Below are 6000 nucleotides of genomic sequence, written 5' to 3' on the forward strand. Positions count from 1 at the left end.
CGGGGCCCGAACGAGCCTGGCGAGTTCCCCACCTTGGGCTACGACGTCGGGGAGTGGATCGAGGAGAACGTCGTGATCCCCGACGGCTACCGGATGGGCGAGCCGTACCGGCTGACCGACGAGATGTGGACGTTCCTCATCCACTACTACCGGCTATACCCGCACGCGGGTCCCTGGCCGGCGCCGGACGCCCTGCGGTACACCGGCGGGCAATTGCGGCGCTCGCAGAAGTGGGGCAAGGACCCGTTCGGCGCGGCCATCATCCTGGCGGAGGCGCTCGGCCCGACCCGCTTCGACGGCTGGAACGCTGACGGGGAGCCGGTGGGCGCCCCGTATCCGACGCCGCTGATCGTGTGTTTGGGAACGTCGGAGGACCAGACCGACAACACGTGGCGTCCGCTGCTGTCGTCCCTGCGCAACGGGCCGCTGATCAACCTGTCGGGCATCGACGCCGGCGAGACGAAGGTGACGCTGCCTGGCGGGGGGAAGATCGAGCCGGTTACGACCAGCGCGAAGGCGCGGTTGGGTGCGCCGCTGACGTTCCTGACGATCACCGAGTCGCACCTGTTCACGCTGCAGGGCGGCTACCGCAAGGTGGCCGGCGCGGTGAAGCGGAACGTCGCTGGCATGGACGGCCGTTGGCTGGAGCTGACGAACGCCTGGGATCCGACGGAGGGCTCCGAGGCCCAGGTCACCGCCGAGTCGGGCGATGACCGGGTGCACGTGGACACGATCGAGCCGCAGCGCGTCGAGGATCTGAGCAACGACGAGGCCCTGTATGCGGAGCTGCTGCGCCAGTACGGCCACAGTTCCCGGGAGCGCGGCGGTTGGGTGAACATCCGCGGCCGGATCATGCACGAGGTGCGGTCGGCCCGGTACATGGAGGCTGACCGGCGCCGGTTCTTCCTCAACGAGATCGTCGTCGGTGAGTCGGTTTTCGTGCTGCCCGAGGCGTGGGACCTCCAAGCCCGACCCGACGAGGGGCTCCGGTCAGGCGACGGTATCGCGTTGGGCTTCGACGGATCGAAGTACCGGGATGCCACCGCGCTGATCGCGTGCCGGATCTCGGATGGGCATCTGGTTCAGATCCGGGTGTGGGAGCGACCGAAGGATGCCAAGCCGGACTGGCGGGTGCCGTCGGCGGAGGTCGACAAGGCCGTGAAGGACACCTTCGGCGCCTACTCGGTGGCGGTTATGTTCGCCGACCCGTATCGGTGGCAGGACTACCTGGATTCGTGGTCGGCGTTGTGGCCGGACCGGATCGTGGAGTTCCCGACGAACGTGCAGCAGCGCATGGACAAGGCCATTGAGCGGTTCACCACGGCGTTTGCCGGCCGGGAGTTCACCCACGACGGCAGTGAGGCGTTGAGCAGGCACGCGAAGAACGCGGTGATTGTCAAGGGCGACCGGAAGCGGGCCCGCCCGGGCGAGGACGAACTGATTACGACGCACTACCTGAAGCTGGCGAAGCGCGGCGAGGGCATGTGGATCGACGCGGCTGTCGCGGCGGTGCTGGCGCGGACGGCTCGCGCCCACGCGATTGAGCACGGCTGGGCTCCGAAGCCGCCGTCCGCGCCACCGGTGGTGGTGTCGGCTGGCCGGTCGGAGCCGGGCTGGGAGACAGACGGATTGGCCTCGGCGGGCTTCTGAGAGGGGTGAGGGCCGATGACCGCACCGGTGAACGAGATCGGCTACGCCCACCAGGGCAACTCGTGGTGGACGACCGACGAGGAGCCGACGCCGGAGCTGCGCTGGCCCGAGTCGGTGGCCGTGTACGACGCCATGCGCAGCCAGGACTCACAGGTCGGGTCGGTGCTGCGCGCGGTGACGTACCCGCTGCGCCGCACCCCGTGGCGCATCGACCCGGCGGGCGCCCGCGACGAGGTGGTGCAGCTGGTCGCGGAGGACCTGGGGCTGCCGGTGGCGGGCCGGAACCCGCAGCCGATGCCTCGCACCCGGGACCGGTTCTCGTGGGCGGAGCACCTACGGCTGGCGCTGCTGATGCTGCCGTTCGGTCACATGTTCTTCGAGCAGGTGTACCGCATCGATCCGCAGGGCCGCGCGCGGTTGCGCAAGCTCGCGGAGCGAATGCCCCGCACCATCGAGAAGATCGACGTTGCTTCTGATGGCGGGCTGATCTCGATCACCCAGTACAGCTCGAAGACTGGCGACCGTGCCCGACCGATCCCAGTGGACCGACTGGTCGCCTACGTGCTGGAGCGCGAGGGCGGCAACTGGCTGGGCCGGTCGGTGCTGCGGGGCTGCTACAAGAACTGGCTTATCAAGGACCGGCTGCTGCGCGTGCAGGCGCAGACGATCGAGCGCAACGGCATGGGCGTGCCGCTCTACACCGGCGCCGAGGGCGAGACGGACCTGACCAAGGGCGCCCAGATGGCGCAGTCGTGGCGGGCCGGCCAGTCCGCCGGTTCGGCGATCCCGTACGGCGCGAAGATGGAGCTGCTCGGGGTGTCGGGCGAGCTGCCGGACGCTGACAAGCCGATCCGCTACCACGACGAGCAGATCGCCCGCGCGGTCCTCGCCCACTTCCTCAACCTGGGCACCCAGACCGGCTCGTGGGCTTTGGGCACCACCTTCGCCGACTTCTTCACTCTCAGCCTTCAGACCCTCGCCGAGCAGGTCGCCGACGTCGCCACCCAGCACATCGTCGAGGACCTGGTCGACCTGAACTTCGGGGAGTCCGAGCCCGCGCCGCGGATCGTGTTCGACGAGATCGGCTCGCGGCAGGCGGCTACCGCGCAGGCCCTGAAGATGCTCGCCGACGCAGGGATTCTGCTGCCCGACCGGTCGCTGGAAGAGGCAGCCCGGCAGGCGTACGGGCTCCCGCCAAAGGACTACCGGCCCGCAGCGACCCCACCCCCGGAGGACACCGATGCCTGAGCACACGCTGCCCGAGCTGCCGCCCCATCTGGAGCGGCTACGGGCCCGGCCCACAGCGAAGGCGGGCGACTGGTACCGCATTGAGGCGAAGGCGGGCACCCGGTCGGCCGTGGTGTCCATCTACGACGAGATCGGCTGGGCGGGCACCAGCGCGAAGGACTTCGCTGGCGAACTCCGCGCCCTGGACGCCGACGAGATCACGCTGCGGCTCAACTCGCCCGGTGGAGACGCGTGGGACGGCATTGCGATCTACAACGCGCTGCGAGACCACAAGGCCACCGTGCACGTGGTCGTGGACGGGCTGGCGGCCAGCGCGGCGAGCTTCATCGCGCAGGCCGGCGACCGGATCACCATGAACCGCGGCGCGCAGATGATGATCCACGACGCCGCCGGCCTGGCGATCGGCAACGCCCGGGACATGCGGGACATGGCCGAGGTCCTCGACCGGGTGTCGGACTCGATCGCCGGCATCTACGCCGCCCGCTCCGGCCGACCGATGGCCGAGTTCCGCGAGGCCATGGCCCGCGACACCTGGTACACGGCCGCCGAGGCAGTCGACGCCGGGCTGGCCGACGAGGTCGCCGCCGACCCGGACGACTCGCCGTCGTCCGCCGCGAACTCCTCACGGCCGAAGGTCACGGCCGCTGAGGCTGCCCGCCGCATCCACGCGGCGGCGCGGAAGACCACCACCGCCAACCAGGCGGGGGACGCAACGAAGAAGGGAGCCGGCCGCATGGATCCGGCAAAGATCCGAGAGGCGCTGGGGCTGGCTCCTGGCGCTTCCGACGACGAGGTGAGGGCGGCTCTTGGGTCGGCCGGTCTCGTCCAGAACACCCAGCCCACCGGCCCGGCTCCGGCGCCCACGCCCCAGCCGGCCCCGACCCCGACGCCGGGCTCCCCGGCGCCGTCGCCGGACGGCCCCGCTCCCCAGCCCTCGTCCCCGCGCCCCACGGCGGCCGGGACGATGGTGATCGACCAGGCGGCGTGGGACGCCCAGCAGGAGGCCATCAGGCGCCTGGAGGCCGCCGACGCGCGCCGCCGGCGCGACGAGCGCGACCAGGTCATCAACCAGGCGGTGCAGGACGGAAAGTTCCCGCCGGCTCGCAAGGACCACTGGGTGCGGCTGTGGGATGCCGACCCTGAGGGCACTCGGACCGTCATCGACGGCCTCGCCCGCAACGTCATGCCGGTCGCGGCGCTCGGCTACGCCGGTGACGGCGCCGACGCCGACGCCGACTTCGAGCGCGAGTTCGCCGGGCTGTTCCCGCCGAGCCGGAAGGGGCGCTGAACCATGACCGACTACACCCCGGTCTACACCGGCGGCGTGAAGCCGTTCACCTCGACCGCTTCGGCGGCCATCACCGGCGGTCAGGTGGTTGAGGCCACCACGACCGGCGCCATCGGCCCGGCCGGCGCCGCGTCCACCAAGGTCGTCGGAGTCGCCGCGCACGACGCGGCCAGCGGCGCGCGGGTCACCGTGTGGCCGATCGCCAACTGCATCCACGAGACCACATCCCCGGCCGGCGCTGCCGTCGGTGTGGCGCTCATCGCGGCTGCCGCCGGCACCGTCAACCCCGTCGCGGCCGAGACCGGGCTTGCCCTGCTCGGCGTGACCCTCACTACCGGCGGCGCGGGCACCAAGGTCCGCTGGATCGGTCGATAACCCCCGAAAGGAGTTAAGCAATGCCTGGTACGTTCCCGGCAGCTGCGCCCACCCTTTCGGGCGACACGCTGACCATCAGCCGGTTCCTCGCGAGCCCGGCGGCCATCCAGCGGCGACTCAGGGACTTCCGCGACCTGCGGTTCGTCTCCGACCAGTTGCTCACCCAGCGGTTCCGGTCGCAGGGCGGTGCGGTGCTCTACGAGCAGTCGGAGCCGAACGTCACCGACCGCACCGCTGAGGCCGTGTCGCCCGGGTCGGAGTACCCGTACGCCAACCTCGGCACCGGCACCGCCGCCGTCGCGGCGATCCAGAAGTGGGGACAGAAGGTTCTGCTGACGGACGAGGAACTCGCCCGCGCCACCTTCCCCGGCACGGCGGTCGACCGGAAGATGCGCAAGGTCGTCAACTCGACCATCAAGCAGGTCGACGCGATCGCCATGTCCGCGATCTACGCGGCGGTCACGCAGACCTTCGCCGCGACCACCCAGTGGAGCGCCGCTTCGCCGACGTTCCTGCGGGACATCCTGCGGGCCAAGGCCGTCATCGTGGGCCTCAACCAGGGCTACATGCCTGACACGCTGGCGCTCAACGACACCCAGTACGCCTACCTGATGTCGGACGACAAGTTCACCAACGCCCTGCAGCGGGAGACCACCGACAACCCGGTCTACACCGGCGAGGTCGAGCGGGTTGCTGGCCTGACGATCGTCGTCTCGCCGACGATCACCAAGCCGCTGGTGCTCGACTCGCAGCAGCTCGGTGGCATGGCCGACGAGACCGATGGGTCGCCCGGCTACGCGGTGTCGGACCTGGCCGTGCAGATCAAGGTGATCCGCAAGGACGACCAGGACGCCTACGACCTGCAGGGACGCCGCAAGACGGTCCCGGTGGTCCAGGAGCCCGGCGCGGCCATCGAGATCGACAACACGAACCTGGAGGCGTGATGAGCCACGTGGTCACCGCTCCGTACATCACGCTGAAGGTCCGCGACGCCGCCGGCGCGCTGGTCGTCAACGAGTTCTACGCCGGTGCGATCGTGCCGGAGAACGCCGACGAGGCCGACGTCAAGCGGCTGGCTGACAAGGGCATGCTGGCTGAGCAGGGCAGCCGCGAGGCCGACCTGCTCGGCGCCCCGGCCGGCACCCCGGTCCCCGGGGAGCCGCCGAACGTTCCGGTGCAGCAGGAGATGCTGTCCACCCCCTCGCAGGGGGAGCGGCTGCAGCGGGCCCGGGACGCGGCGGACGCGTCCGACGAGTCGCGGTCGACCCGTACTCGCCGGTCCGCGTCGGGGCCGAAGTCGACCGACGAGGCCAAGGGCTGAGTCGTGGCGGACCTGTTCGAGCTGGAGGACCTGCGGAAGCTGCTGCGACTGCCGGTCGACGAGTTCGATACGGCCGCCGCGGGGATCGCGCGCCGTCAGGCCGGTGGCTGGCTCTCCG

At 70.6% G+C, this 6000-nt stretch carries 6 protein-coding genes; all 6 read left to right on the forward strand.

All coding sequences use genetic code 11. The annotated features are described in order from the left end of the window. Window positions 1-213: 213 nt before the first annotated feature. Genes AB0G13_RS15340 through AB0G13_RS15365 form a run of 6 tightly spaced genes read left to right on the forward strand, consistent with a single transcriptional unit; the run spans window position 214 to window position 5882 of the window. Complete coding sequence (locus tag AB0G13_RS15340; RefSeq protein ID WP_357874227.1) at window positions 214-1650, forward strand: hypothetical protein; 1437 nt, start codon at window positions 214-216, stop codon at window positions 1648-1650. A 15-nt stretch (window positions 1651-1665) separates the two neighbouring features. Beyond that, window positions 1666-2898, forward strand: coding sequence for a DUF935 family protein (locus AB0G13_RS15345; RefSeq protein WP_357874230.1), 1233 nt, complete (start codon window positions 1666-1668; stop codon window positions 2896-2898). After that, window positions 2891-4186: a head maturation protease, ClpP-related gene (locus AB0G13_RS15350; RefSeq protein WP_357874233.1), complete on the forward strand. Its 1296-nt coding sequence runs from the start codon at window positions 2891-2893 to the stop codon at window positions 4184-4186. The genes AB0G13_RS15345 and AB0G13_RS15350 overlap by 8 nt, the downstream gene beginning before the upstream one ends. A gap of 3 nt (window positions 4187-4189) precedes the next feature. Continuing rightward, a complete protein-coding gene (locus AB0G13_RS15355) occupies window positions 4190-4561 on the forward strand; it encodes a hypothetical protein (protein ID WP_357874235.1) in 372 nt (123 codons plus the stop codon). Window positions 4562-4581: 20 nt separating this feature from the next. Further along, entirely contained in the window at window positions 4582-5505 is a 924-nt protein-coding gene (locus AB0G13_RS15360) for a hypothetical protein (RefSeq protein ID WP_357874237.1), read from the forward strand. Continuing rightward, the gene (locus AB0G13_RS15365; RefSeq protein WP_357874240.1) at window positions 5505-5882 is read left to right on the forward strand and encodes a hypothetical protein; all 378 of its coding nucleotides are present in this window, start codon (window positions 5505-5507) and stop codon (window positions 5880-5882) included. The genes AB0G13_RS15360 and AB0G13_RS15365 overlap by 1 nt, the downstream gene beginning before the upstream one ends. Window positions 5883-6000: the final 118 nt, after the last annotated feature.

Source organism: Micromonospora sp. NPDC023633 (assembly GCF_040640035.1).
Classification (GTDB): Bacteria; Actinomycetota; Actinomycetes; order Mycobacteriales; family Micromonosporaceae; genus Micromonospora.